Annotated in this window: 6 protein-coding genes; 4 read left to right on the top strand and 2 right to left on the bottom strand. The window is 44.4% G+C overall.

Annotated elements, in window-relative coordinates:
* The 3 genes from LUQ50_RS05350 to LUQ50_RS05360 all read left to right on the top strand — a co-directional run.
* On the top strand, nucleotides 1–215 hold a 215-nt coding region (locus tag LUQ50_RS05350), incomplete at its 5' end, for a SpoIIE family protein phosphatase (RefSeq protein ID WP_300037304.1).
* Nucleotides 216–473: 258 nt separating this feature from the next.
* On the top strand, nucleotides 474–1,235 hold the full coding sequence (locus LUQ50_RS05355) for a creatininase family protein (RefSeq protein WP_300037307.1): 762 nt from the start codon (nucleotides 474–476) through the stop codon (nucleotides 1,233–1,235).
* 90 nt (nucleotides 1,236–1,325) lie between these two features.
* Nucleotides 1,326–1,805 (top strand): putative immunity protein, encoded by a 480-nt coding sequence (locus LUQ50_RS05360; protein WP_367278963.1) that lies wholly within the window; start codon nucleotides 1,326–1,328, stop codon nucleotides 1,803–1,805.
* Nucleotides 1,806–2,052: 247 nt separating this feature from the next.
* Here the strand turns inward: LUQ50_RS05360 and LUQ50_RS05365 are convergent, their stop codons facing one another.
* Both LUQ50_RS05365 and LUQ50_RS05370 read right to left on the bottom strand, forming a co-directional pair.
* Complete coding sequence (locus LUQ50_RS05365; protein WP_300037314.1) at nucleotides 2,053–2,268, bottom strand: hypothetical protein; 216 nt, start codon at nucleotides 2,266–2,268, stop codon at nucleotides 2,053–2,055.
* A 116-nt stretch (nucleotides 2,269–2,384) separates the two neighbouring features.
* Complete coding sequence (locus LUQ50_RS05370) at nucleotides 2,385–2,582, bottom strand: hypothetical protein (protein ID WP_300037317.1); 198 nt, start codon at nucleotides 2,580–2,582, stop codon at nucleotides 2,385–2,387.
* A gap of 572 nt (nucleotides 2,583–3,154) precedes the next feature.
* Here LUQ50_RS05370 and LUQ50_RS05375 point away from each other — a divergent pair.
* Nucleotides 3,155–4,074 (top strand): tyrosine-type recombinase/integrase (locus tag LUQ50_RS05375; RefSeq protein WP_300037319.1); only part of this gene is annotated, 920 nt, incomplete at its 3' end.

Here is a 4,074-nt window from a genome sequence, read left to right on the forward strand (position 1 = left end):
ATCTTCTGGTCTGTTACACTGACGGAGTGACTGAAGCAACACGATCAGATGGAGTGATGTTTGGAAAATCAAGACTTCGTGATGCGATAATAAAATTCAGTCCGTGCCATGCAGAAGAGATTGCATCATCACTGCTTTCTGATATTGCCCGGTTTGTTGGAGAGTCTCCTCAATATGATGATATCACTCTGTTACTTATTAAAAAGACACGATGAGCCTCTGATAGGAATTTCTAATTCAGATCATCAGAACATAGTACTTCCAGGCAGAGCGGTGTAGGAATATTCTGAAGGCTGTTGCAAGAAATACTGAATGGTTTCTCTTTACAAGAAGATAATGCGCATATTACCGATAGTGCCAGTATACCTGTCGTAAATCTGATTCGGAATTATTATATCCATTGAACAGCGTTTCTCCATATTCAATATGAAAATGTGGTTGTGATCCTGTATATGAAAAAGAACATACGAGAAATGCAGCATCTTACTGGGGCAGATGTCGAACATAGAGAGTTTGATAAGGTAATCCTCCCTCTCGGCTCACTTGAATGTCATGGTCCTCACCTGCCATTTGGTACTGATACCTTTACAGCCTATCTCCTTTCGCTTGAGATTGCTGAGCATGTTCCCGGCACAATTGTGCTTCCCCCTGTTAATTATGGTGTCAGCGAGCATTACCGGGATTTCTCTTTTACGGTTTCACTGCGTCCCGGGACTGAAACCACCCTTATTGAGGATATTCTTGAATCAATTTACCGGGAGGGAATACGGAAATGCTTCATATTTAATGGTCATGATGGAAACATCTCCTCAATCGAGATAGCTTCACGCAACGTGAAAGTACTTCATCCGGATCTTATGATCGTTTCACTGGATGCATGGTGGCAGACGTTAATTCCATTGCTCCCGTCTGATTTTTTTGAAGTATGGCAGGGACTTGGTCACGGAGGTGAGGGGGAAATGTCTATCTCACTTGCTCTGTTCCCAGAACTATGCAGACCAGATGTTGCGGTGGGTGTTGTTCCGAATCTTCCTCCGCAATTAGATGTGAAGTGGTTGTTTACTGAATTGACCAATTGTGGTGCAACTGGTGATCCAACAAAAGGGACAACTGAAAAAGGGCGATACATGAAGCAGGTTCTTGTTGACACGATAGTTTCAGGATTGATCTCCCTCGATGCATGCGGATGGGATTACCGGTCACCGGTACAAGAAACCGGGGAGAAATCCCTGTAATCAGGTATTGTGGCACGGTCAACATAGATTATATCCGCTACTTATTCCCAAAATACAGAGAATTTATTGAGAGACAAACGATTTGTTGCCATGCATCGGGGAGGCACTCTCTCGCAAGAAAACCACAGAAAACTCATGAAATGGGCCATCACCTGCTATGAACATGTTTTGCCGTATTATGACGGGAAACTGGATCAAATTTTCCTGGAAGCCATGAGTTGTGCCAGCGAATGGTCACGGGGTACCTGCTCAACAGGAGATCTGATAATAGCATCACGGAAAGCCCATGCTTTTGCAAGGACGATACCGGATCCTGTTGCCAGAGCAATTGCCCGATCCATCGGGCAGGGAGTTGCAACAGGCCACATGGTGGACCATTGCATCGGAGCGGCTCTGTATGCTCAAAAGGCTGTTCTTCTGGCAGAAAATTCGGTATCAGATGAGAAGTCATGGCAGATCGAGAGATTGTGTTGCGAACTTCCGGATGATATCATAAAACTTGTACTCCACACCATGCAGGTGAAAGGAAAAGTCCTCGGATTACAGGATGATACAGAGAGGAAAGGGTAGAAACACACAACGCTGACTTCTTCCTCGACCAATTATTCAGCATATTCCAGACCTGCCTGACCACAGCCACAAATGTCCCCACGTCCTGAATGGTCAGCACAAACCCGTTTCCTGAATTTGATACCCTCGCCCTCCCTTCAGGCACGATCTCCCTAGCCTCCTTACCCCTGAACATCGGTGAGATTATAACCCCTCCCGCAGAATCCTGGACCTGCACGAATCACTGACCGAACTCTGTGACCCTGGATCATGCCACGTTGCTTTGAACGTACCACAAGACTTGGCATCGCTTGAGATCGATATACACCCCCGTCATTGACCCTGCATCTATCACTCCGTGAAGAGGCCTGACTGATGCACCTTCAGCCTTGCGTTCAACCTCATTGTCCTGCAGATCTTCTGGTTTTTCCGGGGATGAGCGGCTAACCGCTCTCTGGTCATCCGTTCCTGGTAATGCACCCATTGCGTACCACAACAGTCACACGGACCGGTACCAAACCCCCCGACCGATCTCACAGAAATCAGACGTTCTCACCTTCCAGGAGCCTGATGATTCATTGCAGGGAGTTGCGGAATTTTCTATGAATCCGTGCTCAATATGAGGAGTTGCGGACTCATTGCGGATTTCCGGGCAATGAGGATCAGCCTCATTTTTACAATCTGGAAGTGGTATGTCCCCTGATTGAGGTTCATGATCACTTGTTGCGGAATTGCAACTGTCAGATGAACAGGCACGAACATGCTCATGATCGTCTTTTTTGCCTTCTGTATTTTCACTTATTCCGCAATAAGTACATAAAATAATATTATTATTGTTTAATTCCTGATCTGACCCGCAATTTGTGCCTGAATTCGTTGCGGAATTTTCCGCAGTATGTCCGCAACATTCCGCAGTTCCGCAATGACTCTGATCAGAACCATGCTCCTTCTCATCATGATCCCCGGGATCGTGGTTATCATTATGTGACGAGTGGTCATCTCTGTCAAGCCAGCACCCCCATCATATTTCCAGGCTTCTTAAATACGGGTATCCCAGGAATAGGCCTTTGCTCTCCGGTGAGCAGAGGTCTTTCCGCTCTCATCCACGACAAACGTCCGGTGACAGACTGATACAACATCTTGTAGATCACAGCAAACGACCAGTCGGTGATATGGTACGGCTCATGGTTTCTCCGGTTCAATACTAAAGAGAACCTGATCCACTATGCAAACGGATCATCACCTAGGCAAGAGAGATTTCCCCGGATTCCCGATGCAGTGCGTAACTTTTCTCAACGAGATCCTCATGGAAATCGGTTGAGAACATAACTAAAACTGATCTTTAAAAAAGATAAGGCTTTAGGAAACGATTGCCAAGAGCCGCTGGAGGGCATCTAGACAATAAGTATAAAGCCCAATACAATTTATTTATATATATGAATAATCCAAATGATCGATTTCATCGTTCAGAATCAGAATATAGGGCGCAATGCGAAAACACGATAAAAAAACATTTAGAACTAGGAACTATCAATGTCGACGATGCACATCTCATTGAATCTTGGGTTTCAGAAGTTCGAGCTACAAATGGAATAAGTAATATCAGAGCCGCAAAATTAACAAGTCTTATAACCGGGGCGAGGAGATGGATCGATGTTCCCTATGATAAAATGTGTACGGGTGATTTATTCAGGGCAATTGACAAGATTAACAGTGAACTAAATCTAAAGCAAAATACGAAAGCCGATATTTCCAGGACATTAAAACGATTTGTGTTATGGTTAATTGAAGGAGGTTATGCTGCATCAGGATTACAAATAGAGAAAGTAAGAAAAGTGAAGCCTCTCACATATCAAGCAACCAAGGATGAATCAGTACTATTCACACCTACAGAGATTCGCGCATTCATAGAAGGTGCAAAAAGTCCTCGAGATAAAGCGATAATTGCATCATGCTATGAAGGAGGGCTTCGAATAGGAGAGATAGGGAATATGCGATGGAAAGACCTCCAGATGACTGATGAATGGAATATTTCACTTAAAGTAAATTTCAAAACCGGAAAATCAAGACATATTCCTTTGGTCTTCGCGATGCCATATCTCAAAGAGTGGATGAATCAATGCCAAACTTGGAATCAGGATGACTTTGTTTTTACCACTCGAACAGGTGATCCTCTTCAGTATGGCGGGGTCGTGAAAATGATGAGAAGATCTCTCGAAGAAGCTGGAATAAAGAAGCATTTTACTCCACATATGCTTCGGCATTCAAGGATCACTCATTTAATCGCTGA

This window comes from Methanospirillum sp. (assembly GCF_028679455.1).
Classification (GTDB): Archaea; Halobacteriota; Methanomicrobia; order Methanomicrobiales; family Methanospirillaceae; genus Methanospirillum.